Annotated in this window: 19 protein-coding genes and 3 pseudogenes; 12 read left to right on the top strand and 10 right to left on the bottom strand. The window is 56.4% G+C overall.

What is annotated here, in order from left to right:
* Positions 1 to 348 precede the first annotated feature (348 nt).
* A complete protein-coding gene (locus tag LW136_RS04060; protein WP_128576267.1) occupies positions 349 to 678 on the top strand; it encodes a hypothetical protein in 330 nt (109 codons plus the stop codon).
* A gap of 639 nt (positions 679 to 1,317) precedes the next feature.
* On the opposite strand, the gene LW136_RS04055 is transcribed toward LW136_RS04060, so the two are convergent.
* The 4 genes from LW136_RS04055 to LW136_RS04040 are packed head-to-tail and all read right to left on the bottom strand — an operon-like array spanning position 1,318 to position 7,647.
* Positions 1,318 to 4,488: an efflux RND transporter permease subunit gene (locus tag LW136_RS04055; protein WP_234174702.1), complete on the bottom strand. Its 3,171-nt coding sequence runs from the start codon at positions 4,486 to 4,488 to the stop codon at positions 1,318 to 1,320.
* 17 nt (positions 4,489 to 4,505) lie between these two features.
* Positions 4,506 to 5,882 carry an efflux RND transporter periplasmic adaptor subunit gene (locus tag LW136_RS04050; protein WP_234174701.1) on the bottom strand — a complete coding sequence of 459 codons (1,377 nt, stop codon included), beginning with the start codon at positions 5,880 to 5,882 and terminating at the stop codon, positions 4,506 to 4,508.
* Positions 5,883 to 5,891: 9 nt separating this feature from the next.
* Entirely contained in the window at positions 5,892 to 7,199 is a 1,308-nt protein-coding gene (locus LW136_RS04045) for a TolC family protein (RefSeq protein WP_234174700.1), read from the bottom strand.
* A gap of 58 nt (positions 7,200 to 7,257) precedes the next feature.
* Complete coding sequence (locus LW136_RS04040) at positions 7,258 to 7,647, bottom strand: hypothetical protein (protein ID WP_139229603.1); 390 nt, start codon at positions 7,645 to 7,647, stop codon at positions 7,258 to 7,260.
* Positions 7,648 to 7,828: 181 nt separating this feature from the next.
* Here LW136_RS04040 and LW136_RS04035 point away from each other — a divergent pair, with 181 nt between their 5' ends.
* The 4 genes from LW136_RS04035 to LW136_RS04020 all read left to right on the top strand — a co-directional run bounded on the left by LW136_RS04035 (position 7,829) and on the right by LW136_RS04020 (position 12,831).
* Positions 7,829 to 8,857, top strand: a complete 1,029-nt coding sequence (locus LW136_RS04035; RefSeq protein WP_038661402.1) for an IS30 family transposase — start codon at positions 7,829 to 7,831, stop codon at positions 8,855 to 8,857.
* A 288-nt stretch (positions 8,858 to 9,145) separates the two neighbouring features.
* Positions 9,146 to 10,465 carry an OprD family porin gene (locus tag LW136_RS04030; protein WP_165563524.1) on the top strand — a complete coding sequence of 440 codons (1,320 nt, stop codon included), beginning with the start codon at positions 9,146 to 9,148 and terminating at the stop codon, positions 10,463 to 10,465.
* Positions 10,466 to 10,786: 321 nt separating this feature from the next.
* Positions 10,787 to 11,461 carry a heavy metal response regulator transcription factor gene (locus LW136_RS04025; RefSeq protein ID WP_046622620.1) on the top strand — a complete coding sequence of 225 codons (675 nt, stop codon included), beginning with the start codon at positions 10,787 to 10,789 and terminating at the stop codon, positions 11,459 to 11,461.
* Positions 11,458 to 12,831 (top strand): heavy metal sensor histidine kinase, encoded by a 1,374-nt coding sequence (locus LW136_RS04020; RefSeq protein WP_234174699.1) that lies wholly within the window; start codon positions 11,458 to 11,460, stop codon positions 12,829 to 12,831. Before LW136_RS04025 ends, LW136_RS04020 begins: the two co-directional genes overlap by 4 nt.
* A 122-nt stretch (positions 12,832 to 12,953) precedes the next feature.
* On the opposite strand, the pseudogene LW136_RS04015 reads toward LW136_RS04020, so the two are convergent.
* Positions 12,954 to 13,073, bottom strand: a pseudogene (locus LW136_RS04015) (Cd(II)/Pb(II)-responsive transcriptional regulator); the annotation flags it as partial.
* Positions 13,074 to 13,663: 590 nt separating this feature from the next.
* Between LW136_RS04015 and lnt the strand changes: the two are divergent.
* From lnt to LW136_RS03995, 4 genes and pseudogenes are all read left to right on the top strand, one after another.
* On the top strand, positions 13,664 to 15,103 hold the full coding sequence (lnt, locus tag LW136_RS04010; RefSeq protein WP_017246079.1) for an apolipoprotein N-acyltransferase: 1,440 nt from the start codon (positions 13,664 to 13,666) through the stop codon (positions 15,101 to 15,103).
* Between the two features lie 100 nt (positions 15,104 to 15,203).
* Positions 15,204 to 15,398, top strand: a pseudogene (locus tag LW136_RS04005) (IS5/IS1182 family transposase); the annotation flags it as partial.
* Positions 15,399 to 16,002: 604 nt separating this feature from the next.
* Positions 16,003 to 17,508: a group II intron reverse transcriptase/maturase gene (gene ltrA, locus LW136_RS04000; protein WP_011911882.1), complete on the top strand. Its 1,506-nt coding sequence runs from the start codon at positions 16,003 to 16,005 to the stop codon at positions 17,506 to 17,508.
* Positions 17,509 to 17,580: 72 nt separating this feature from the next.
* Positions 17,581 to 17,916 (top strand): annotated as a pseudogene (locus LW136_RS03995) (transposase); the annotation flags it as partial.
* Positions 17,917 to 18,000: 84 nt separating this feature from the next.
* Here LW136_RS03995 and merR read toward each other — a convergent pair.
* A complete protein-coding gene (gene merR, locus LW136_RS03990) occupies positions 18,001 to 18,399 on the bottom strand; it encodes an Hg(II)-responsive transcriptional regulator (RefSeq protein ID WP_003089120.1) in 399 nt (132 codons plus the stop codon).
* A gap of 74 nt (positions 18,400 to 18,473) precedes the next feature.
* Between merR and LW136_RS03985 the strand changes: the two genes are divergently transcribed.
* From LW136_RS03985 to LW136_RS03975, 3 genes are read left to right on the top strand one after another with little or no spacing between them, the layout of a single operon-like run.
* A complete protein-coding gene (locus LW136_RS03985; RefSeq protein WP_003089115.1) occupies positions 18,474 to 18,824 on the top strand; it encodes a mercuric transporter MerT family protein in 351 nt (116 codons plus the stop codon).
* Between the two features lie 12 nt (positions 18,825 to 18,836).
* On the top strand, positions 18,837 to 19,112 hold the full coding sequence (merP, locus tag LW136_RS03980; protein WP_003150552.1) for a mercury resistance system periplasmic binding protein MerP: 276 nt from the start codon (positions 18,837 to 18,839) through the stop codon (positions 19,110 to 19,112).
* A 7-nt stretch (positions 19,113 to 19,119) separates the two neighbouring features.
* Complete coding sequence (locus tag LW136_RS03975; protein ID WP_003089113.1) at positions 19,120 to 19,332, top strand: GDCCVxC domain-containing (seleno)protein; 213 nt, start codon at positions 19,120 to 19,122, stop codon at positions 19,330 to 19,332.
* Positions 19,333 to 19,344: 12 nt separating this feature from the next.
* Here LW136_RS03975 and LW136_RS03970 read toward each other — a convergent pair whose 3' ends face one another.
* The 4 genes from LW136_RS03970 to LW136_RS03955 form a co-directional block, all read right to left on the bottom strand.
* Entirely contained in the window at positions 19,345 to 22,338 is a 2,994-nt protein-coding gene (locus tag LW136_RS03970) for a Tn3 family transposase (RefSeq protein WP_003299771.1), read from the bottom strand.
* Positions 22,339 to 22,341: 3 nt separating this feature from the next.
* Positions 22,342 to 22,752 (bottom strand): putative toxin-antitoxin system toxin component, PIN family, encoded by a 411-nt coding sequence (locus LW136_RS03965; RefSeq protein WP_003150546.1) that lies wholly within the window; start codon positions 22,750 to 22,752, stop codon positions 22,342 to 22,344.
* A complete protein-coding gene (locus tag LW136_RS03960) occupies positions 22,752 to 22,991 on the bottom strand; it encodes a ribbon-helix-helix domain-containing protein (protein ID WP_003089107.1) in 240 nt (79 codons plus the stop codon). Before LW136_RS03960 ends, LW136_RS03965 begins: the two co-directional genes overlap by 1 nt.
* 192 nt (positions 22,992 to 23,183) lie before the next feature.
* Positions 23,184 to 24,077, bottom strand: coding sequence for a site-specific integrase (locus LW136_RS03955; RefSeq protein ID WP_234174698.1), 894 nt, complete (start codon positions 24,075 to 24,077; stop codon positions 23,184 to 23,186).
* Positions 24,078 to 24,325 lie beyond the last annotated feature (248 nt).

Genomic DNA, 24,325 nt, shown 5'->3' with positions numbered 1-24,325 from the left:
TCAAGGATAGGGAGCCCAAAAAAAGTAATAGATAATACTAGCACCAATACCATCTGGCCTTCCAAACCACACTGACAGAAATGGGACCACTCTCAAGCGAGTTCGTGCATTATCGTCTGAAACTTGCCGATAACTGGCCGATCCCTCTCAAACGTTAAACGACGTTGCTCGCTAATGATAGATGATACGGCGTCAATCCGAGGATGACAAAATTGTAATCTTCCAATCATTCTTTTCGTAGGATAGGCCCTTGCAGATTGGTGCGCCTCGGTGCTGACATGACGAAGCAAGGCGCTCATGTCACCGCGCAATGGAAGCATTACATTTCAATAATGTAATGCTTGGCTCATGCTGCTGTTAGCTTCAATCACGCAAAATTCATTCGAACCTGCAGGGCTCAGCGAGAAAGCTCAGCAAGCCACCTTTGAATTTAGCGAGGACTGCCCTATGAATCTGTTGAAAGCTATTGTTGTTGGTTTGGTAATCTGCGGCTCCGCATTGTCTTATGCAGAAGATGGCTATGACCGCTCAATTAAATTTAATGAAAAATTCCGAGCAGATCAAAAACGAATTCACGGAACCGAATCCGCCAAACGAAAAATAGACGAATTACAGATTAAGGATACCCGCCAAGATCAGAACAATACGGAAAGCAAGAAAGAAACCAAAGCTGACTAACCGCTTCATATCTGAACGATATTCGCCTCCGGCAGCTTCCAAGCTCCTTTGGAAGCAGTTGCACTCTAAGCGCCTTCGGGGCGCTTTTTTGTTTCCATAACTTGCCCGCAACATCGCTACCAGCGAATCGCCCTTGATTTATAAAAGCCGTTTCGTTTAAGTCAGGCCGCCATCGCCTGATCTGTTGTTATTAGCCTTCGCAAGGAGCATATCGAGTGAGCTGAACAGACGCTGGTGGCCTACCCCGCATCCATGTCGGGGGTCGTCATCTCAGCGGTCTCGCGGTTCGTGCATGATTGAAGGTGTCAGCTCGGTCTTGTACAGCCTGCTGATCATTCCAGCCAGGGCGTTGTCGTAGCTATCGCCCCTTGCTGCCAACCAGGGCAGGTCAGCCGCTGCTCGCATAATCCTTCGTCAGCTCACCTTGGGTGAAAGCCATCAGGTCGAGGAGGCGTATGTAGCGCAGGTCATAGCACTTAGCGCGAGCAAGTTTCTTATTTACCGCTTAGATGCATCAGACCTGCGCCACCAAGGCTGTACTGCCCGCTGCGCCGCTAATGAACTTAGCGCTCCGATAATCAACACGCCCCGTTCTTGCTTGCTAGCAAGAACGGGGCGTTGTGTACCGCCATCCGATATCTAGCTCGTTCTGTCGGCGGCTAGCGCGATTTCTTGCTCCTCCAATTCGTCTTCGCGCCGATGAGCCATCTGGTAGAGCAACGGCAAAACTAATAGCGTTAGCACCGTTGAGGAGAGAATCCCCCCGATTACCACCGTCGCAAGGGGGCGCTGTACCTCTGCACCGGTACCCACATTCAAGGCCATCGGAACGAACCCGAGTGAAGCCACCAAGGCTGTCATCAATACCGGCCGTAGCCGGGTCAGAGCGCCCTCGCGGATCGCGGTGCCCAGAGGTAAACCTTGCTCCCGTAGGCTACGGATGAAGGAGATCATTACCAGGCCATTTAGAACGGCGACGCCCGACAGAGCAATAAAGCCAACTCCTGCTGAAATGGACAATGGGATATCTCTCAGCCACAGCGCAACAATGCCTCCGGTGAGCGCAAATGGAATCCCTGTAAACACCAACAAGCCGTCTTTGACATTGTTGAACATCATGAAAAGCAGAATGAAGACCAGGAGCAGCGCCACAGGGACGACAATCTGCAGCCGCTTCGTTGCCGATTCAAGCTGCTCAAAGGTACCGCCCCAGTCGATCCAATAACCTGACGGGATATCTACCTGGGCCTGGATTTTCTGTTCTGCCTCAGATACGAATGATCCAATGTCCCGACCACGGACGTTTGCACTAACGACAATTCGCCGTTTCCCTTCCTCTCTACTGATCTGATTCGGACCGGGGGCCAAATCCAGAGTGGCCACCTCGCCGAGGGGGATATAACTTATGGCGCTGTTTAATTCCCTTGGAAGGGCAATTGGGAGCCTCTCAATTGCGGCGAGATCGCTTCGTATCTCGTCCGGTAAACGAACTACGATATCGAAACGCCGGTCTCCTTGAAACAAGGTGCCTGCCTCTCGGCCCCCGATGGCTACTGCAACCGCTTGCTGTACAGTATCTAAACTCAGGCCGTATCGTGCGATTTGATCGCGATCGATATCAATCGTGAGCATAGGAAGGCCAGTCGTTTGCTCGACCGTAACCTCGGAGGCGCCTGGTACTTGTCCTAGCACCTCGGACACTTCCGCCGCCGTGCTGTTAAGAACCTCCATGTCATCACCATAGATTTTCACGGCTACAGCGGCACGAACACCGGAAATCAACTCGTTGAAACGCAGCTGAATAGGCTGGGAAAACTCGTAGTTATTGCCCGGTAACTCAGCGGCGGATGCTTGGACCTCGCTTAAGAGTTCGTCGCGCGACTTGCCTGGATCCGGCCACTGCTCTTGTGGCTTCAGCATGACGTACCCGTCAGAGATGTTTGGAGGCATGGCATCGGATGCCACCTCCGCAGTGCCTGTGCGCGCAAAAATCCGCTCGATCTCCGGAAACTCATCCATGAGCTTTCGCTCCAGCTGCTGCTGCATCTCGACAGACTGACTAAGGCTGGTAGCCGGTACACGAAGGGCTTGGATAGCGAAGTCCCCCTCGTTGAGGCTAGGCACGAATTCACTGCCCATACGTGCCCCTACGAGGCCGGAAAGTACAACTGCAACAACGGCAAAGGTGAGCACTACTGGCTTGTTGGACATCACCGCATCGAATGCAGGTGCGTAGGCCCGTTTAGCATTGCGGATTAGAAAGTTTTCCTTCTCTGTAACACGCTTGCCGATAAAGAGCGCAACGGCTGCCGGGACGAACGTCACCGAGAGAATCATCGCCCCGAATAGCGCTGTCACTACGGTAAACGCCATGGGCGTGAACATCTTACCTTCTACCCCTGTAAGGGCGAATATCGGCAGATATACGATCATAATGATCAGCTGCCCATAGAGTAGAGGCCGACGCACTTCCTTTGCCGCAGCGAACACTTCATGAAGCCGTTCGGACAGCGTTAATGCCCGCCCGTGATGGGACTGAGCGTGAGCAAGTCGACGCACGCAGTTCTCAACAATCACCACGGCACCATCGATAATGATGCCGAAATCCAATGCGCCTAAGCTCATCAGGTTGGCGCTGACCTCGTTGGCTACCATGCCGGTGAACGTAAAGAGCATCGCCAGCGGTATAACAAGTGCGGTTAGGATCGCCGCACGGATATTGCCCAAGAAGAGAAAAAGTATAACCACAACAAGAATGGCACCCTCAGTGAGGTTCTTCTTAACGGTGGATATAGCTTTGTCTACGAGTACAGTTCGATCGTAGACAGTAATCGCCTTTACGCCCTCTGGAAGCGAAAGGTTTATCTCTTTCATCTTGTCATCGACAGCCCTAGAAACTACCCGGCTATTTTCACCGATAAGCATGAAAGCCGTACCTAGAACCACTTCGCGGCCATTCTCGGTGGCTGCGCCAGTACGGAGCTCCTTTCCAACCTCGACCGTCGCAACGTCGCGGATACGTACTGGGGTACCGTCAACGTTGCTAATAAGGGTATTGCGGATGTCCTCTACTGACTGCATTTGTCCTGGAGCACGAACAAGATACTGCTCGCCTCGTTTTTCAATATACCCGGCACCTAGATTGTTATTGTTTTGCTCAACCGCCTCGATCAGATCTTGTAGTGTTAGTCCAAACGACCGCAACGTGTCTGGGTTGGGGGCGATCTGATATTCCTTTGCATATCCTCCGATCGTATTGATCTCAGTAACACCTGGCACATTACGGACTTGCGGTTTGATGATCCAATCTTGAATCTCACGCAAGTCAGTAGGGGTATAAGGCGTACCGTCCGATTTGGCGGCACCTTCCTCAGCTTCAACCGTCCAAAAATAGATTTCGCCAAGCCCTGTGGAAATAGGGCCAAGTGTTGGAGTGGCGCCTTCAGGAAGCTGATCTTTGGCTCCACCCAGGCGCTCATTTACAAGCTGGCGGGCAAAATAGATGTTAGTGCCTTCCTCAAAAATAACTGTGATTTGAGACAGGCCATATCGAGACAAGGAACGGGTCTGCTCGAGCTTGGGCAACCCGGCCATTACCGTCTCGAGCGGGTAGGTAATACGCTGTTCCACTTCCAACGGCGAATAACCTGGCGCCGCAGTGTTGATTTGCACCTGTACGTTGGTGATATCAGGGACAGCATCGATAGGCAGCTTTTGGTAGCTGTAAGCTCCTAACGCTGCCATGCCAAGTACGGCTAGCAAAACCAGCCAACGATGCTCTATAGAAAAACGAATGATACGTTCGAACACGATTCTATAACTCCGTATCAGTGAGCATGCGAGGCGCTGGCTTTGCCAAGCTCGGACTTGATGATGAAGCTGTTATCCAAGGCATAGCGCGCTCCGGGCTGGAGGCCTTCCTTGATTTCAACCGCTTCACTATCGCTGCGACCAGTCACGATTGGCTGAGCGGCGAAGCCATGATCGGTCCGTACAAACACCACCGGACTATCTTCCAATGTGTGGATCGCATCGGGCTTAACTGCAACCGGCACGGACGCTCCGCCAGAGCCTACCCGCACTTTGACGAACAGGCCGGGGCGCCAAACACCTTCCGGGTTGGGAAGCGTGACCCGGGCGGTAGCGGCGCGGCTTTGCTGACCAACAAGTGAGCCGACATAAGAAACGGTGCCATTGGCACTGGACTCGAATGCTGTGGCTTCGATAACCGCGTTGCTGCCGACTCGTACCGCGCTGAGTGCATTGGCAGGAACGCTGATATCTGCCCAAACGGTAGAAAGATCGGAAATGATGAATATCTGGTCATCGGTATTGACTGACTCACCGAGAGTGATGTCCTTCTCAACGATCATCCCATCGAACGGCGCCCTGAGTTCGTAGCGGCTCAATGCGTCTGGCTTGCCAGCATCACTGCCAAGCGCTTGTAGCTGTGCTTTTGCATTCGCAACAGTCAGCTCTGCTTCCCGTAGAGCCTGTTGTGCCTGTAAATAATCCTGTTCTGCGGAAATACGCTCTTCCCACAGCTCCTTTTCGCGTCGATAGGTTTTCTGAGCCAATGCAAGACGTTTTTGTGCCGCGTAGAGCTCGCTTCTACGTTCCGACAGGTCAGTACTCGCGATCACAGCGAGTACTTGCCCCTGTTTCACCTGTTCGCCCAAATCGACTTTGACCGCTTCAACGACGCCTGAGAGACGAGGCACAACTTGCGCTGTGCGATCCTGGTTAAACGTAATTTCACCTGGCAGCTCGATTGCGCTTTGTATCTGTGCAGGCTGAGCGGTTGCCAGCGAGATGCCCGCGGCTAGGATTTGTGTCTCTGAGAGTTCTACCTCTGCTGCTTCGGCGTGCGCTGCTCCCTCAGGACCATCGTCATGCTCATCTTTCTCTGCCGCACCGACCTCGTGATCGCTATCGGCGCCTCCTTCATCATGGCCATGATCTCCTTCTCCTTCTGCTTCTGCTTCTGCTTCTGCTTCTGCTTCTGCATCCTCATCCGAATGCCCTTCATCCTCATGCTCCGATTCGTCACCATGCTCGCTATGTGCGTCGCCCGCATCGGGCACAGTTGGACTACTGCGAAGAAGCAATCCGCCAAGCATAAGTGCCACGCTTAATATGACGACGATCCAAAAAATCTGCTTCTTGTGACCAGCCAAGGAAGATGTATTCGATTTACTTTTCATATGGATTCCTTATGGCTGAGTGGCCGAGGTGATAACGGCCGACCCATCGCCGACGATTCGGGCGATTTCCGCCGCCGCCTGGTTAGCTTGCGAGAGCGCAGACAGATACTGAGAGCGGGCTTGGAAAAGCGTGCGTTGAGCATCCAGTACGTCAAGGAAGGTGAACTTTCCTAGTTCAAACCCCTTGCTGGCAGCTTCATAAGCGCTTTGGGCACTGGGGAGCATGTCGTTGCGCAACAGTTCGAACTGCTGGCGAGCAGTGCGCAGCCGCATGTGCGCTTGGGAAAGTTCGCTTTTCAGGCGTATATGGACGGCGTTAAGCTCGTCCTGCGCCTGGTAGGCCCGTTCCTGTGCTGCTCCGATGTTGCCTTGGTTTCGATCAAACAACGGCAGGGGCATCGAGATACTCACCAGTCCCAGCGTGCCGTTATATTCATCTGAGCGTTGGGCACCTACGCTAACCGTCACGTTAGAAAAGCGATTCGTCCTTTCCAGCTCCAACGCAGCCCGACGTCTTTCAGCCTCCCGACGCGCGCGGGTTAGTTGGGCGGAATCGTTCAAACGGCTATAAAGCTCAGCTAGCTCGGGAAGAGGAGGCACTGCCTCTACCGGCTCTTTTACTCGCTCAAAGCGTGGCTGTGGATTTCCCCAGTTGGCCGCCAGCCGAGTGCGCGCAGCTTCGAGTTCAGCTGTGGCCTGGGCAAGCTCTACTTGCACTCCAGTAGCCGCAACCCGCGCCCGGGTTTCCTCTACGGGAGAGACCATGCCGGCCCTCACACGTCGATTGGCAACGTTCACAGCTTGCTTCGCAAGCTTTGAAGCAGCCTGAGCGAGGTCCAGCCGTTCTTGAGCAGTAAGCACATCGTAGTATGCACCCATCACTGCCCCCCTCAGTCGAGCTTGGGCGTCCTGTAGGTCGGCGGCCGCTACGTCCATGGCGCGTTGCGCTGCCTCAATACGAGCCGAACGTTTACCACCCAGCTCTATTTCTTGGCTCAGTTCAAGCGTGGTCTCCGGGGCATCGCCCCGGATTCCCTCCTGGCTAGCGGACAATATTGGATTCGGACGTGCTCCTGCTTGGCTAATCAATGCGCGAGAAGCAGCCAGCTCACGTCTTGCAGCAGCCAGTTCAGGGCTTGCAGAGCTAGCGAGTTCCAAGGCGCGTACAAAGCTTATGGAGTCGACAGACTCAACGGGGAAGGTATTTGACACACTGACAGGTAAGGTCTGTGTGAAGGTCGGCAACTCTAAAGGCTGCGCAGAGGCGAGGTTGCACGACAACATCGTCAACCCCAGCGGTAAAAGAACTTTTCGCACCGAAATCTCCTAGAAAAGGGAAGGTTCGGTGAGACGTCAGATACAGATAAATGGCGTCCTACTGGTTAATCTGGCGTCTCACCGGCTTTGCACCGATGCGCCAATTAGGTTTTTCAGGACGCCCGGCTTCAGCCGATGCGTAGCTAGCAGAAAGAAACGGTTTCAAGCTTATTGATAATACCGAACCGGGAGAAATCCCTTTCGTTATAAGCGGCTTGATATGGTCGCCATGAAAGACACAGTCTCCATCCAGACTGATTTTTTTTGCGGCTTTTGACGATCCTTCCTCGTCAGCACCCAGAGACTCGTGCGAATGTTCGTGATGTCCAAGATGATTTGCTGCCGAACCATCCTCATGTCTGCAGCTCGTGCTAACAACTGCCCATGATGATTGCAATGGGAACAGGGCTAGCAACAACAGCAGAACTATTTTTCTCATCCAAGGCAAAACGATGACTTCCTGGTTTAGATGTCGAATCCAATCATAGAGCTACCCCCGCCAAGACGCGGAACACAGCGCCGCTACTGCGACAGTGATTCGTCCTGAGTTTAGGACACAATACACGAAAGCGTTGGCGGCGGCAAAAACTGAGTGCAACACCTGACCTTTCCGGTACGGTGCTGCCCCCATGTCTTATACCGAACTCAGCGTTGAAGAGCGCGCCACCATTCAAATCGGTCATGCCCAAGGTTTCAGCCTGCGTGGGATTGCCTGCTTGATCAACCGATCCCCTTCGACCATCAGCCGGGAGCTGCGCCGCAATCGAGATGCCTGTGGTGGCTACTCGGCCCGTGTAGCCCAACAGCAGATGCAAGCCCGCCGCCAGGTGTGTCGACCGATGCGAAAGCTGTTGCCGGGTAGCGAGCGCTTTGAGCTGGTGGTTCATATGCTGCGTGAGCGTTTGTCTCCCGAGCAGATTGCCGGCAAGCTGCGCAGCATGAACATTCCCAGCCTCAGAGAGGCCTACGTCTGTCGTGAGACGATCTATAACGCGATCTATGCCCTGCCGGTCGGTGAACTGCGCAAGGAGCTGATCATCTGCCTGCGCCAAAGCAAGACGACGCGCAGGCCGCGCTCTGGCGGTGTGGATCGGCGCGGTCAGATCCCTGAGATGGTCAGTATTCATGTACGTCCGCCGGAGATCGAAGACCGGCTGATGCCAGGGCATTGGGAAGGCGACCTGATCAAGGGCAAGGCCAACGCCTCGTCTGTAGGTACGCTGGTGGAGCGCACCAGTGGCTACCTGATGCTGGTGAAGATGAACGACGCGACGGCGACCTCGGCGATGGAAGGCTTCAGTGCAGCGCTCAATGGCATGCCGCTGGCGATGCGCAAGAGCATGACCTACGACCAGGGCCGAGAAATGGCGCGGCATGCTGAAATCACTCAGCAGACCGGGGTGGCCATTTACTTCTGCGACCCGCACAGCCCTTGGCAGCGCGGCAGCAACGAAAACATCAATGGCTTGATCCGCCAGTACCTGCCCAAAGGCACAGACCTGTCGGTACACAGCCAGGAAGAACTGGATGCCATCGCACTGCAACTGAACATGCGCCCACGTAAGCGCTTCGACTTCAAATGCCCAATTGAAGTTATGGGCAAAGTGATGCAGGAAGCCATGGCTATGCGGCATGATGCGCCTGCTTCAATTCAATAACCGTGTTGCACTCAGCTCCTGCAACCGCCGTTTTTATCTGCCTCGCCAAGCCGGGGAGATAACTGATGGCCATGGGGCTGACTTTAAAGAAGAGTGGATAACGACCGCGTGACCGCAACATTACAAATCTGTAATCGAGGATATGCGCGATTGCTTGCCTCTCAGATAACAAAATAGTAATTTGCCGCTAATCCTGCGGTCATCTGCAGGGAAGAACTTGCCTAAGCGCTAAAAAAAAGCGAAAGGCGTCATTTGAGCACTGACCTGCCGTACACCAGGAGCATCATCATGAGCAAAATGGCCGTTTTTTCACTAACAGCCCTTTCACTGGCATTGGGCAGCGCCCCGGTCTTTGCCCAATCGGAAACAGCGGAGGGCTTCATCGAAGGCAGCACGCTATCGCTGATAAATCGCAACTATTATTTCAATCGAGATTTTCGCGACGGTGAGAGTGCGACCGGCAATGGCTACTCTGAGGAGTGGGCGCACGGATTAATGGCCTTCTTCGAGTCCGGATATACTCAAGGCTCGGTGGGGGTCGGTGTCGACGCCTTCGCCATGCTCGGTCTCAAGCTCGATTCTGGATCAGGACGTTCCGGTGCTGGCGAAAGCGTCGATCTTCTCCCCTACAATAGCGCCGGCGATGCCGAGGATGACTTTTCTCGAGTGGGAGGGGCCGTGAAAGCACGGTTCTTGGACACCGAGATTAAAGCTGGTGATGTGTTCCCCACTACTCCCGTCGTGCACTTTGGTGACGCACGGCTGCTGCCGGAGTCTTTCAAGGGGTTCACCGTTGTGAACAACTCGCTGGACAGTCTTACGCTTGCGGCCGGGCGCCTACACGCGATGAGCCAGCCCAATACCAGCAACACGAACGATGACTTCGTCACGTTTTATGGCGGTGCCGTCGACGCCCCTTGGCTCGGCTACGCAGGCGGCGACTATAGCGTCAACGAAAATCTCAGTCTTAGCCTGTATACCAGCCGCCTTAAAGATGCATGGAATCAGCATTACTTTGGTGTATCGGCCACTTACCCGCTTTCTGATGTCGTCGCGCTGCTGGGCACCTTCAACTACTACAAGGCAACCGATGAAGGCCGCGAGCTGTTGGGCGAACTCAACAACAACATATGGAGCTCCAGCCTGGGTGTCGCCTTCGGCGCGCACACCGTCACGGCGTCGTATCAGCGAAACAACGGTAACAACGACTTTGACTACCTGCGCCAGGCGGACTCGATCTACCTGAACAACTCCATCCAGTACAGTGATTTCAACTCACCTAAAGAACAGTCCTGGATGCTGCGCTACGACCTGAACATGGCGGGGTACGGCATACCTGGGCTTACTTTCATGACCCGCTACGCCCGCGGTTGGGGCGCCGATTACAGCAACGCGAACGAGGTGTACATGCGCCAAGACGATAACGGTGCGCCGCTGACCGGACAGAACCGCTGGGAACGCGACGTCGAAGCCCGCTACGTTGTACAGACTGGCTCTCTCAAGGATTTGTCTCTGCGGGTGCGCCAGGCTACCACGCGGGCGACTGCTTTCGAGTCCGACCTCGATGAGGTCCGATTCATCGCCGAGTACCCTCTCTCGATCTTGTGAAACACCATGAGCAACACCACATCTTCTTTAGTTTGCTCCCTTGGTTTGAAGATGTGTTTCAGGCGCCCATCAGGGCGCCTTTTTTCGTTTGGTGCACCCGCTCGCGCTGCGGGTCAACCAAATGACCGGTAGATTACAAATTCGCAAGATAGCCCTCACAGGGCTTTTACCGCGTTAAAGTGCTTCCCGCTTCCCTGGGCAGATCTTTTCGCCTCTGCCTTTCACGCTAGAGCCAAGCCGCTTTCGTCTTGACCTAGTTACTACATGGAGTATTTTTTGGTTCCGCTTACCGCGCACCTCCTTGCCGAGTTACCTGAAAACATGCGCATCCTGGTTGTCGAAGACGAGATCAAAGCTGCGGAATACTTGCAACAGGGTCTTATCGAATGTGGTTACTTGGTCGATTGCGTAAGTGATGGCCTCGATGGATTTCACCTGGCACTGCAGAACGACTATGACATCGTGCTGCTAGATGTGAATCTGCCAACCATGGATGGGTGGGAGGTGCTCAAACTCATCAGGCGGCGTAAGCAGACACGCGTCATCATGCTGACTGCCAATGGCCGCTTAGAGCAAAAAGTCCGCGGCTTGGAATCGGGCGCCGACGACTATCTGGTCAAGCCGTTCCAGTTCCCCGAGCTGCTTGCCCGTATCCGGACACTGTTGCGGCGAGGCGAGGCAGTCGCACTTCCGAGCAACCTGCGTGTAGCCGACCTCGAACTGGACCCGGGCCGGCATAGGGCTTACCGGAGCGGTCAGCGTATCGACCTCACCAGCAAAGAATTTGCGTTACTGCATCTGCTCATGCGCCGGACTGGCGAAGTCCTCACGCGTACGGAAATAACTGCCATGGTGTGGGACATCAACTTCGACTGCGATACCAATGTGGTGGATGTTGCGATTCGTCGCCTGCGGATGAAAGTGGACGAACCCTTCGGCGATCGCCTGATACACACCATCCGGGGTGTGGGCTACGTGCTGGAGGCGCGGCCTTGAAGCCACTCAGCCTCGCATCGCGTCTCGCGCTACAAATCACACTTACCGGCGCCGCTTTGGTCGCGCTGCTGATTGCACTGAGCTACTGGGTACTGGTGCGCCAACTGGAACTGCGCGCCCAGGAGGAAGTGACGGCCAAGCTCTCGCAGATCGATCATGGACTCCTCGAAGACACCAAAGCCCGTATGGGCCGCTCCTGGCAACACGCACTGAGCGATACGGTACTCGGCCATGACAACCTTTCGATTACGGTCATCGGCGATACAGCGAAATCACCCATTTTCAGTATCGGCCGCTTCGCCAATGCGCCGCAGCAGCTGGATCTCGTGAGCAGGGACGGCGACTATCTTGGCTGGACAACGAAAGATCGCGTGCAGATGCTAACCGGGCGCAAGCAAATCCAAGTCCCGGGACTGGCTCCAATGACGCTTTTACTTTCGCAAGATCGCAGTGCCGATCAACGGCTAGTGGCTGCATTTCTGCGCTCGGCCTTAGTGACCGTGCCGATGCTACTGATATTGATCGGATTGGCTGGATGGCTAATCGCCCAAAATGGTTTGCGACCGCTGCGCAAGTTCCGGGCCTTGGCGACTAAGGTATCGACACAGGACCTATCACCCCGAATCCGCACCGATCGGCTTCCGCAAGAGCTCCAGGCATTGGCGCACAGCCTCAACGTAATGCTTCATCGACTCGATGACGGCGTTCAGCAACTGTCACAATTCTCGGACGATGTGGCTCATGAGCTAAAAACTCCGCTGAACAACCTGATAGGCAAGGCGCAGGTGACTTTGGTGCGTGAGCGAAGCAAGGAGCATTATCGGGAGGTGATCGAGTGGTCGGTTGAAGAACTCGAACGCATGGATCGAATCGTGTCAGACATGCTGTTTCTCGCCCAGGCCAGCCACGCCAGCCCAGCACTGAAGCTCGAACAATTATCCTTAGGAAGCGAGGCGAGGCGCGTATGTGAATACTTCGAAGTCCTTGCCGAAGAAGCGGGAGTCGCTACGACAGTAACGGGCGATGCCATGATTTTGGGAAATCGACTTATGGTCCAGCGGGCCATTTCCAACCTGCTATCCAACGCGCTGCGGCATTCAAATACTGACAGTACGGTCGAACTTAAGATCCTTGAGGAGGACGTAGACATCGTCTCGCTGGCTGTCACCAATCATGGCGCGACTATCGAATCGGATCATCTCCCACATCTGTTCGACCGCTTTTACCGCGTTAACGGCATACAACCTCACGGGGCAGGATTGGGGCTAGCGATTGTCCGCTCAGTGATGAACCTCCACAAAGGCCACGTGGCCGTCGCCAGCAAAGACGGTCGGACCACGTTTGAACTCACGTTTCCTCGGCAGGCCTGACTCAAAGTGATACCGCACGGAGACAGCCATCACTACGAAGGGGCAAAAACCACAGGGACAAACAACCATTTCGAGGGCATGCGCGTTGGCCGGGTAACCAGGCCCGCAAGCCCCAACGCCGTTCATTTAATGCATGCGTCCTCGCTAATTCCGGCGAGAATGCCGCAAGCCTCAACTTCCCGCCCATCGTTGCAATTAGCCCGCAGTGAAACGAGTTGTCGTTCGAGTGATTGCAGAGCGGTTTCAATACTTGTGCTTTGGCAACAAGCGTCACAGGTAACGTCTGAAGTCGTTTCCGTTGGCTGCATTGCAACGTGCCGCATGATCATCACCTCCGAGGGGAGGAAAGTTTACAGCTGCCATCGAGCCCACATTTGAGACTAATTGAAGGTGGGCGAACATGCGCAAGCATGTGAGAGCAACACAAAGCCTAGAAATCAAACATTTATGGTTTGAATGTCTTAATTTTCCGTGATCTCGTTATGATTCCATAAAAATTCCCGTCATGGAAATGTTCTGATAAATCAATCAGTTAGGATGGATGTGAGTGAATTTTCCCGTTATCTCGGCATGGCCCCGAATACGGAGCAGCTCCCAGCTTACGGCGCACCTTGTCGAGTTCAGAAAGTTCACTTTGCTACTCTGGTCAGCCCGTCGAATGGGTTGATGGGTGTGAGTTGAGCGGAGCAAGAAAGCATGAGCTACAGGGTTGATCTTGGCTTAGGAGGCGAGAGCATTGGGTGATAAGTGCGCTCTACCGTCCGACTTAACCTCGGGAATGCGCTACAAGACGTTTCTGACAAGGGTGATGGCTTTACTAGCCGGAGGCGCCATGCCGCTTGCCTTTGCCCCTGTGGGCTGGGCATGGATTGCGGTGATGGCTCTTGCCGCATTATTTGTCCTGGTCGCGCAATCTTCAAGGCGTCAGGCGCTATGGTCGGCCTACATATTTGGCCTTGGTTACTTCGGCGTAGGTGTCTCCTGGGTCTACATCAGCATCAGCCAGTACGGCAATGGCCCCGTGGTGGCAGTGTTAGCCACAACGGCCTTTGTCTCGCTGCTAGCTCTCTTCCCATGGGGCGTCGCGTATCTCGTACGCCGCCTGCACCCTGAGATCGATGCGACGGCGCTCTGGCTAGGGCTACCAGCGGCATGGGTGTTGAGTGAATGGATGCGCACCTGGTTCTTAACCGGCTTTCCTTGGCTTTTTATCGGCTACAGCCAGACCGACACCACACTTGCCACTATCGCTCCTGTCTTTGGTGTGCTTGGCGTGAGTTTTCTGGTGGCCTTGCTCGCTGGCGGGCTTGCGTGGGTTATCTTGGGCTTAAGCCTGCACCGTGCGACGGTAGCCGGTGCCGTGTTAATCGCTACTCTCGCCAGCTTGCAGATTCTGGATCGTGAGTGGACGCAGCCAGCCGCTGGCCCTATCAATATTGCCCTCTTGCAGGGAAACATCACGCAAGACAAAAAATGGGACCCGGATTCCCGGGAAATCACGCTTGACCGCTATCAGACGCTTACGAAGCAGCATCTCGGGGCCGACATCGTGATTTGGCCAGAAGCGGCAATCCCGATGTGGCATGACCAGGCTAGAGAATATCTTGCTGAGCTCGAGGCGTTAGCCGATCAGGCCGGCACCTCGTTAATGATTGGCGTCCCTATACGCGAGACGGACGGTCGCACCTACAACGCGGTGATAAGCCTCTCAGATCCCGCAGGGTACTACTACAAACGCCACCTGGTGCCATTCGGTGAATATGTTCCGCTCCGGAACTTCTTGGGTTCGGCCCTCGACGTGCTCGGGGCGCCTATGTCCGATTTCACACCAGGACGGGAAGCGCACGTCCTTAACGCAGCGGGTGTGCCCGTCGGAGCACTCATCTGCTACGAGGCGGTCTTTGGTGCTGAAGTCACGGAACTTCTGCCCGAAGCGCAGTTACTGGTGAATGTCAGCAACGATGCTTGGTTCGGCAGCTCAATCGGCCCTCTCCAGCACTTCCAGATGGTCCGCATGCGTGCCATCGAAACCGGACGTGACCTACTGCGAGCCACGAACACGGGCATCACAGCAACTGTCAGCTATGAGGGAAAGGTCCTTACACGCGCTCCTCAATTCCGCGTAGCCACCCTCAGCGCCGAAGTGACCCCCCGAACTGGCGCGACCCCTTATGTGCGCTGGCGGGATTGGCCTATCCTTGGCGTGATCGCACTCGGACTCGGTTTGCTCCTGCTTCGTCGAATTCGGCAGTATCATCGGTTGGATACATAACGCTTGCCATTCTCACAGCGAGCAGACTCTGTATCGGGTGAGAAGGAAGGGATTTGTCTACATATGGCATTGGCTCGCAGGAAAAAGCTCCAAAGCCGGGCTGGAGAAACATGAGCTGGCTGCCGGCATCCTGGCTGTGATCAACGGCCACCTGGGTGACCACGGCCTGTCGCTGCGCCAAGGCACTATCGTCGATGCCACACTGATCAACGCGCCGAGTTCAACCAAGAACAAGGACGGCAAGCGCGACCCGGAGATGCACCAGACCAAGAAAGGCCAGCAATACTACTTCGGCAGTGCGACCTGAAAGTCGCATGGGTTTCTGTTCCGCAGGTTAACGCCCGACGGAACCGACTGTTCCACCACTCGTTCCCTACCCAGACAGGCGTGGCCGGCAACAGCCGGGTCTGAAGCTCTGGGGACAATGTAACCGCCGATATTTCGGTAGGTCGAACCGCGAGGCCAGACTGAATCTGCCAGCATCAAGGCGGAGAGGTGCTAGGGATGAACGGGTACGGCTAACACAAGTGAATCTCATATAAACGTCGTCATAGTAGCCAAGCCAAAGATGCTGACAGGCTTGAACCAAAAGGTGCGCGGCCAGGCAGGGGCTCTTACCGATAGCCCCTCGTGGATGTGGTGCCGCCGGCGAAATCGAGGAGCCCGACCCGTTCGGAAATCCATGCGGAACAGGGTAAGCCCGTAGCGTTGCCGATTTCGGCAGGTGAGCTGTAAAGCAAGCTGTTGATGCTGCGGGTAAAGGAATGTGGAAAAAGCGAAGGTCACCCTGTAATGGGGTGAATACAGATTGAAACATCATCTGGCGCGAAAGCGAGCAGACTTCCACACGGTCTTCCATGGCGAGAAAACCTGATCAATCGTTGTACGGAGGAAAGCAGATGGCAGTGTTCGCACCCAATGCGCAAGCAACGGCGAGCATTGGTGCGCCTTCGAACTTCATATCGGCCTGGCCCCAACACTGGAACCAGATCGAGTCGCAAGTGAAACGACTCCAGGTACGTATCGCCAAGGCAACACGAGAAGGCAGGTGGGGCAAGGTGCAAGCCTTGCAACGACTGCTGACTCGCTCGTTCAGCGGCAAACTGTTGGCCGTGAAACGAGTGACGGAAAACAGAGGCAAGAGAACACCGGGCGTTGATGGCAAGATCTGGTCGACTCCGGTGGCTAAATCGACGGGAGCACAAGCGTTACAGCATCGGGGCTATCGGCCTCAACCGCTGAGACGCATCTACATACCCAAAAGCAATGGCAAGAAGCGTCCGCTGGGAATTCCAACGATGCGGGATCGTGCGATGCAGGCGCTGTGGAAACTGGCACTTGAGCCGGTTGCCGAAACGCGTGCAGACCCCAACTCCTATGGATTTCGGCCGCAGCGATCCACTGCCGATGCAATCGCACATTGCTTCAATGCACTGGCGAAACGTGGTTCGGCGCATTGGGTACTGGAAGCTGACATTCGAGGCTGTTTCGACAATATCAGTCACGATTGGCTGCTCACCAACGTGCCCATGGATAAGGTGGTTCTGCGCAAATGGCTTCGAGCGGGGTATGTCGATCAGGGAGCCTTGTTCGCAACGGAGGCAGGAACCCCGCAAGGGGGAATCATCTCTCCGGTACTTGCGAATTGGACGCTGGATGGCCTGGAAGATGTCGTCCATGCAAGCGTGGCTTCGACAGCGCGCAAGCGTAAGCCATTCAAGATACACGTCGTACGATATGCCGATGACTTCATCATCACAGGGGCCACGAAAGCTGTTTTGCAACATCAGGTTCGTCCTGCAATTGAGGCGTTCCTGAAAGAGCGAGGCTTGGAACTCTCTGATGAAAAGACTCAGATAACGCATATCTCGCAAGGCTTCGATTTTCTGGGCCAGAACGTACGCAAGTACGCCGGCAAGCTACTCATCACTCCGGCTCGCAAGAGTGTGAAGGCATTGCTGGATAAGGTGCGGGAAATCGCGAACGCAAACAAGACGGCGACTCAAGCTAACTTGATCTTGACCCTGAACCCGGTGATCCGAGGATGGGCCATGTATCATCGCCATGTTGTCGCCGCCAAGCGTTTCGCATGGATCGACCATCAGATTTGGCAAGTGTTATGGCGCTGGGCAGTTCGCCGGCACGCCATGAAAAGTGCCCATTGGGTAAAACAACGCTACTTTCGTGTCGTGGGTCAACGGCACTGGGTTTTCGCCACCCAGGAGAAAGCGCGCGGCATGAGTCAACCCGCTTGGCTGTATGCCGCCGCCAGTGTTTCGATCGTGCGGCATATCAAAATATGCAGTGCAGCGAACCCGTTCGATCCGGCATGGACGTTTTACCTTGAGCGCCGAAGAGCGCATCGTCAGGTTACCCAGTCTCACTCAGGCTGCTGGAAGGCTTGAGCCGTATGAGGGGTGACTCTCAAGTACGGTTCTTAGGGGAGGCAGGAGTGGTAACACTCCTGCTTTACCCGACTGAAGGCCCACATCGGCGTCGATGACGAATCGGGCCTGGTACATAGCGTGGTAGGTACGGCGGCTAACGTGGCGGACGTCACCCAGGTCGACAAGTTGCTGCATGGCGAGGAAAACGTGGTCTGCGCCGATGCGGGTTATACCGGCGTCGAGAAGCGTGCCGAGCATGATGGCCGCGAAGTGATTTGGCAGGTGGCAGCACGGCGCAGCACTTACAAAAAGCTGGGCAAGAGCAGCGCGCTGTACAAAGCCAGACGCAAGATCGAGAAAGCCAAGGCTCAGGTACGGGCCAAGGTTGAGCACCCGTTTCGGGTGATCAAGCGGCAGTTGGGGTTTGGGGAGCAATGGAACCAAAAACCAACGTAAGCTCTGAATCCCACCGTAAAGGGGCTTTCCGATCTCCAGCTCACCCGCCAGGCATTACTCTCTGATCAGTGCCTCGATGATCGGGCAGATCGTTCCGCCGTCTCCCGCATCACATTGCTGCACCAGTTCGCCTAACAGTTGCTGCATGACGACCAAGTCGGCCATCTTCTGCTCGATCAACGCGAGCTTGCGTGCAGCCCGTGCTCGCGTTTCGGCACAGGCGCACGACTCATCCAGCGTCAGCAGTCCACCGACTTCCGAGAGCGTGAAACCCAGCGCCTGAGCCCGCTTGATGAAACGCAGTCGCTTCACCATGTCCACCGGATAGCGCCGATGGCCACCCAAGGGTTTGGCTGGTTCATCCAGCAGCCCGCGTCGCTGGTAGTAGCGGATCGTCTCGACGTTCACCCCGGCGGCGTCTGCCAGCTTGCCAATGGTCAGCTCTGTGGCCATCACTTTCTCCTTGATTCCGTACTTTGGTACGGAGTTTAGAATAGCACCTAGGCAATCAGGCTCAGGAGATGGGAATGGGGATGCAACTCACCGGGAAAGGCTCGCTGGTCGCGAGTTCGCTGACCGCCATCGGTGCGTCGGTGTGCTGTGTCGGGCCACTGGTGCTGTTGGCACTCGGTGTCGGCGGTACGTGGGTGGGCGCTCTGACCATGATGGAGCCACTACGCCCCCTCTTCATCGGGTTGACTCTACTGTTCCTGGGATTGGCATTCCGCAAGCTCTACCTGGTGCCACAGGTTTGTACGCCAGGTACACCCTGCGCCGATCCGCGCACGCTCGTGCGACAGCGACTCGTGTTCTGGATCGTCAGCGTGCTGCTGCTCGGCCTATTGGCCGTGCCGTGGCTCGCCCCGCTGTTCTACTGAAGGAGATTAACCATGCGCAAACTGCTGATCGCCGTGCTTTTCGCCTTGCCCTTCGTGGCGCTGGCGGCTCCCCCGAAAACCGTCACGCTCGACGTGCAGAACATGACGTGCGGACTCTGTCCGATCACGGTCAAGAAGTCGCTGGAGAAGGTGTCCGGCGTGAGTGACGTCCAGGTCAATTTCGACCAGAAGACGGCGACCGTCACCTACGATCCCGATAAGGCCCAGCCCGAGGCACTGACTGAGGCGACCGCGAACGCGGGATACCCCTCCACAGTGCAGAAGTGAGGTCACGATGAGCGCCATTGTCCTTGAGTCCGTGCTGACTTGCCCGCGCTGCGGCTTCGCCAAGCCGGAAACCATGCCCACGGACGCCTGCCAGTTCTATTACGAGTGCAGCAACTGCAAGGCGCTGCTGCGCCCCAACCCAGGGGATTGCTGCGTTTTCTGTTCGTTCGGCTCGGTGAAGTGCCCGCCGATCCAGCAGCAGCTTGGGTGTTGCTCATAGCGTTTAGGGGGATCACAGGTCGTCGTCTGGATTACGCAGTGGCCGCAGCTCGCCGCGCGCAACTTCTTCCGGTACCGCAAAGGAATACCGCCCGAGCATGTTGATGTGCTCGTAGATCAGCGGCGATAGCCGGGCCAAATCCTCTTCCAGCACTGGATAGCCGTGCTGCTTGAGCCGTTCCACGGCCGCCGTCATGTAGAGGGTGTTCCACAGCACGATGATGTTCACCACCAGGCCCAGAGCACCGAGCTGGTCTTCCTGGCCTTCGCGGTAGCGCTGGCGGAGCTCGCCGCGTTTGCCGTGGAACACGGCGCGGGCCAGGCTGTGCCGGCCTTCGCCTCGGTTCAACTGGGTCAGGGTGGCGCGGCGCTTGGACTCGTCGTCGATATAGGTCAACGTGTGCAGAGTCTTTTCGATCCGCCCGAATTCGGCCAGCGCCTGGGCCAGCCGGGTGGGTCTATCTCCCGTTTGCAGCGTGCGCATGATGCCAGTCGCCGGCACCCGGCCGAGTTTGAGCGAGCCGGCCAGGCGCAGCAGGTCGTCCCAGTGCTCGGCGATCAGGTCGAGTTTGACCGACTGGCGGGCCAGCCCGTTGAGCTTGCCGTAGTCCGCGTCCGGGCGCGTGCGCCAGAAGCGGGTACCGCCGACATCGGCCAGCCGCGGACTGAAGTGGTAGCCAAGTAGGCGGAAGAGCCCGAACACCACATCGCTGTAGGCCCCGGTGTCGGTCATGATTTGCGTCGGCTGCAACTCGGTCTGCTGTTCCAGCACGACCGCCAGCAACACCAGGCTGTCGCGCAGCGTGCCGGGCACGGTGATGGCGTTGAGGCCGGAGAATTGGTCGGAAATCAGGTTGTACCAGGTGACACCCCGGCCGGTGCCGAAATACTTCGGATTGGGGCCGGCATGCACGGTGCGCACCGGTACGACGAAGCGCATGCCATCGGCGGAGGCGACCTCGCCGCCACCCCAGACTTGGGCCAGTTCCAGTTGGCTTTGCGCTCCGACCAGGATGGCGTTAGCCGCTGACAGGGTGTCGTCGCGGATATAATTCTGGCTGACCCAGGACAGCCGGTCACGGCGCAGCGCCGGGTTGTCGGTGCGGATCAAGGGCTCCAGGCCGGTGTTGCAGGCCCCGCCCAACAGCACCGCGCAGAGGCTGGTGACCAGGTTGTCGGCGCGTGCATTGCGTTCGGAGACATGGGTGAAGGCCTCGGAAAAGCCAGTGCGGGCGGCGATTTCCAAGAGGATTTCCGGCAGATCGACACGCGGCATCAGGTCAGACACGGCCGCCCGCAGTTGCAGCAACGAGCAGGGCTCGTCCAGCTTGTCCAGCGCCCCGAGCGACAGTTCGGTCTTGCCCTCGGTGTTCTCGCTCAGTTGAATCGCCGGGTTGTCGGGCAGGCGCGCGGCTACTGCCAGCCAGGTTGCATCCAGCTCGACGGACAAGGCGTCCAGGGTGGTTTTGGCGTCGATGGTCAGGCCCAGTGACCGGCAGATGATCGGTCGCGCCGCCAGCCATTCGGCACCGTCGAGCAGGCCAAGGCGCGGGTCGGCATAGCGCCAACTGGGCGAGACGAAGACATCGCGGCGGCGCAGGGCCGTGCGCAGCGCATCGAGCGTGCAGAACACATAGGCACCCATGTCGAGGGAGCCATCTTCGCGGGTGATGTGCTTCTGCCAAGCCTTGGCCACGATCTCCTGCGGCGCGTCATCCTCTGGCTTCCGGCGCGGCAGGTTCAGTTGCAGCCACTCCAGACTAGCCGCCACGCCCTTGCCGGCCGGGCTGAAGCCGAAGCGGATGTGCTTGAGCAGGTCGGGCAGGAAGCGGCGCACGCTGCGGTAGCGCGCTTCCAATGCAAGAAAATAGACGTCATCTACCGGGCGGATCAGCGCGTTGACCTCTTCCAGGGCCTTTTCCAGGGTGGTCCTCGGCAGGTCGTTGAACAGCCGGGCGCGCACGTTGTCATCGCTGATCGAGCTGTCCAGCACGACCTTGCACGCGGCGGCGAGCGTCGCGGCCGACCGATCCAGGTCTTTCAGGCTGCGCATGCGGGCTTTCTTGTCGGCCTTCTCCGCGTTGCTGAACAGGTCGCGCAGCAAGGCCTCCAGGACTTCCAGTGCGTCGTCGTGCGCAGTCGCCTCCAGGCAGAGTGCGAAGGCCACCAGTGTCGCCATCCGCCGCGACGCCGGCAGCCGATTAATCGCGGTGACCTTGGCCGTGTTGGCGAAGCGGGCCAGGGCGGCGATACGGCTGGGAGGGATGTGCGCCGCCGCCGGCAAGGTGATGCCGATGCCGCGCACGTCATCGAGCCGGCGCAGTGCCCGAATCAACGCGGGGCCACTGACCATGACCGGGCCGGAGCGCAATTGATCCAGCCGGGAGCTGCGGTTGCCTTCGGCCACCGTCAGCAAGTCTTGCAGTTGCAATCGCTGTTCCTCAGTCACGCTGCGGCCCAGCGTAAACCAGAGGCGTTCTTCGACCCGACTGCGCAACTGGGCGATAAAGCGCTCTAGTTGAGACACACCAGGCAGGAGGACTTTCTGTGTGAACAGCCACGAGGTGGCTCGCTCAAACAGCACTCCCGGCCGGTCGGTGCCCGTCCAGCAGAGGGCATACAGCCAGCGGCTCAAGCGAAAGCCGATGCCCGGATCGGTGAAATGACGATAGCCAAAGCGGTTCTGAATATCGGTGGCATGTATCCAGCGGCGATGATCGCTATAGCGCTGGAGGCAGTCGGGGTCTGGAATCGCCAGTTGTCGGCAAAGCACCTGCAGGACTTCCACCGGCACGGCGGCGGGCTTGTCCGGCAGAACGCCAACGAAGCGGACGGTGGTCAGCAGAACGGCATAACCCAGACGGTTATGGTTACCCCGCAGCACCTGGATGGCTTCACGGTCTTCATCGCTCAGGTGGAAGTAACGTTCCAGCTCTTCACGGCTGGGCGAATCAACATAGCGGCCAAAACCGTCGCGTTGCTCTTGAGTCAGAAAACCGACCGGCATTGATCACAGCACCTCGACGCAGAACACGGCGGGCGTGACGATCCGCGTGCGTTCGATGTGCCCGCGTTGCAGCAGGCCGGCGCGGCGATCACCGGTTACCAGGTAGTCCGCATCGCCCGCCAAGGCCATGGCCAGCAAAAACGAGTCATCCGGATCATCGGCTTCGACCTCGATGGTCAGGCGCTCCAGTACCACAGCCCGTTGCAGGTTATTGATCATGGCGCCCACCTTGGCGGGCTGTAGGATGGCCTGAAGCTTGGGATAGCGGCTGGCTCGACGAATTTCATCGAGTTGCATCCGCGAGGTCACCACCTCGAAACGCGCCGCCCGCCAGGCACGGTAGATCGCATCGGGCGCGCCATGTGGCGAGATCAGGGCGCTGAACAGGATGTTGGTATCCAACACGACCCGCATCAGCGCTTACGTGCCCAGTCGAGCGCTTCGTCAACCGCGTTGGTCAATTCTGCCTCACTCAGATGGGCGTTAGCGGCCTTGGCCTGCTCAGCGCTCAGCTCCAGGATGTGTGCCCGTACCGCTTCTTCGATGAAGCGCGACAGGTCGCCCTTACGGCCGCCGCCCTGGCTGGCCAGAAACATCCGAAGCGACTGGTCGGTGTCGGCCGAGACGGCGACATTCCAGCGAATGGTATTCATAGCGTTCTCCGCTAATAGGTGTTTGTGTGTTTATACGCCAATCACAAAGGGCGATGCAATGGTTCGACAAAACGAACAGATACCTGAGCGTTGACGACGTAAAGGTGGAAACCGCTATCAAAACCAGAGCTAGATACAAACGCTCTATAGCCTAAGGAATTCATGATTGTCCGCTGAAATGACCACATCACCTCAGCCGTCAGCGACCTCAGTCCTACGATCCAAGTCTCGCTGATCATTAAGAGCCACGGCGTCCGCACGCATTCGAGCAGGCACTGTATCTCTCACCTTTGAAAAGTCAGCATCGCTTGCAGGCTTAACCTTAACCGCTTCTGCACGTCCAAATCTTTTATCGCCATAGCGGCTAATCGAATCGGTAGCCTGGTGCCCCATGACGTATGCCATTTCTATTGCGGACATGCCTGAGGCTTTCAGATTTGAGCCGAACTGGTGACGAAGTGTGTACATACTCGGCACCTTCCTCCTACCGAATAGCTCAGTAGCGACTTGGTGAAGCGCAACGCGTATTGAATCCATACTGCGCGGCTGACATTTAAAAGCAGCGAGAGCGTTTCTCAAGATATTGCAGACGTCTCCATCAGCCTCAAGCGTTCGGCTAGCGCCGCGTAAACCGTTGTGGCTAAGCTTTGCACCGGATATATGGATGCGCCGGCCATCGATAGAAATTCCGTTAAGCTCGCATGATCGCGCTCCGGTAAGAGATATCACCATTAAAGCTCCCGCTTCGACAGGCATATCTCGTTCAGCCAGACACCGTAGCCACGCTTCGAAATCAGCGGTAGAAAGCTTCTGCGGACGTCGCTGCTTTTTCTTTCGCGGCAGATTTAACACAGTGACCGGATTGAGCGTACGATTGATTTCTTGGGCAGCCCAGAAATTTCCTCGATGCTTTTGATCAAACGCCAAAGCGTTACGTAGGCGCCGATAATAATCCGGGCGGTAATCAGGGGCCGCCCGTAGTAAAGCACCAATAATATTGAGCTCATCAAGCTCAACGCCCTGCATCCGAGTCGCATAAAAATTACTGGCCAAACTAATATAGGCGCTTTGAGTCTCTGCATTCATATTATTCTTCTAATTATTATTTGCGTGACACATGCCACACAATCAATTATAGCAAATACGAAAACAAAAAAACAACAACCAGAGCATTATTTTTCATATAACCCCAAAAGCCAAACATTGCAAAGGTGCAAAAATTCTATCCTTTCTATATCGCATTCCGGACTTTGGTTCGTTGGCCAAGAACGCACCATGTTACCTGACCCATCAAGACAACCCGCCGGGAGCAGCACATAGACCGACTGGATAGC

It is taken from the genome of Stutzerimonas kunmingensis (genome assembly GCF_021432085.1).
In the GTDB taxonomy this organism is placed as follows: domain Bacteria; phylum Pseudomonadota; class Gammaproteobacteria; order Pseudomonadales; family Pseudomonadaceae; genus Stutzerimonas.
Note: the sequence above shows the minus strand (reverse complement) of the source record. Positions and strands in the feature narration are given on the sequence as shown.

Excerpts from the sequence above, each read along its gene's own strand:
- LW136_RS03970 (WP_003299771.1), bottom strand. The coding sequence starts at position 22,338 with ATGCCGGTCGGTTTTCTGACTCAAGAGCAACGCGACGGTTTTGGCCGC.
- LW136_RS04060 (WP_128576267.1), top strand. The coding sequence starts at position 349 with ATGCTGCTGTTAGCTTCAATCACGCAAAATTCATTCGAACCTGCAGGG.
- LW136_RS04050 (WP_234174701.1), bottom strand. The coding sequence starts at position 5,882 with ATGAAAAGTAAATCGAATACATCTTCCTTGGCTGGTCACAAGAAGCAG.
- LW136_RS04030 (WP_165563524.1), top strand. The coding sequence starts at position 9,146 with ATGAGCAAAATGGCCGTTTTTTCACTAACAGCCCTTTCACTGGCATTG.
- merP (WP_003150552.1), top strand. The coding sequence starts at position 18,837 with ATGCGCAAACTGCTGATCGCCGTGCTTTTCGCCTTGCCCTTCGTGGCG.
- lnt (WP_017246079.1), top strand. The coding sequence starts at position 13,664 with ATGCCGCTTGCCTTTGCCCCTGTGGGCTGGGCATGGATTGCGGTGATG.
- LW136_RS03960 (WP_003089107.1), bottom strand. The coding sequence starts at position 22,991 with ATGAATACCATTCGCTGGAATGTCGCCGTCTCGGCCGACACCGACCAG.
- LW136_RS03955 (WP_234174698.1), bottom strand. The coding sequence starts at position 24,077 with ATGAATGCAGAGACTCAAAGCGCCTATATTAGTTTGGCCAGTAATTTT.
- LW136_RS04035 (WP_038661402.1), top strand. The coding sequence starts at position 7,829 with ATGTCTTATACCGAACTCAGCGTTGAAGAGCGCGCCACCATTCAAATC.
- LW136_RS04025 (WP_046622620.1), top strand. The coding sequence starts at position 10,787 with ATGCGCATCCTGGTTGTCGAAGACGAGATCAAAGCTGCGGAATACTTG.
- ltrA (WP_011911882.1), top strand. The coding sequence starts at position 16,003 with ATGGCAGTGTTCGCACCCAATGCGCAAGCAACGGCGAGCATTGGTGCG.
- merR (WP_003089120.1), bottom strand. The coding sequence starts at position 18,399 with ATGGCCACAGAGCTGACCATTGGCAAGCTGGCAGACGCCGCCGGGGTG.
- LW136_RS03985 (WP_003089115.1), top strand. The coding sequence starts at position 18,474 with ATGGGGATGCAACTCACCGGGAAAGGCTCGCTGGTCGCGAGTTCGCTG.
- LW136_RS03975 (WP_003089113.1), top strand. The coding sequence starts at position 19,120 with ATGAGCGCCATTGTCCTTGAGTCCGTGCTGACTTGCCCGCGCTGCGGC.
- LW136_RS03965 (WP_003150546.1), bottom strand. The coding sequence starts at position 22,752 with ATGCGGGTCGTGTTGGATACCAACATCCTGTTCAGCGCCCTGATCTCG.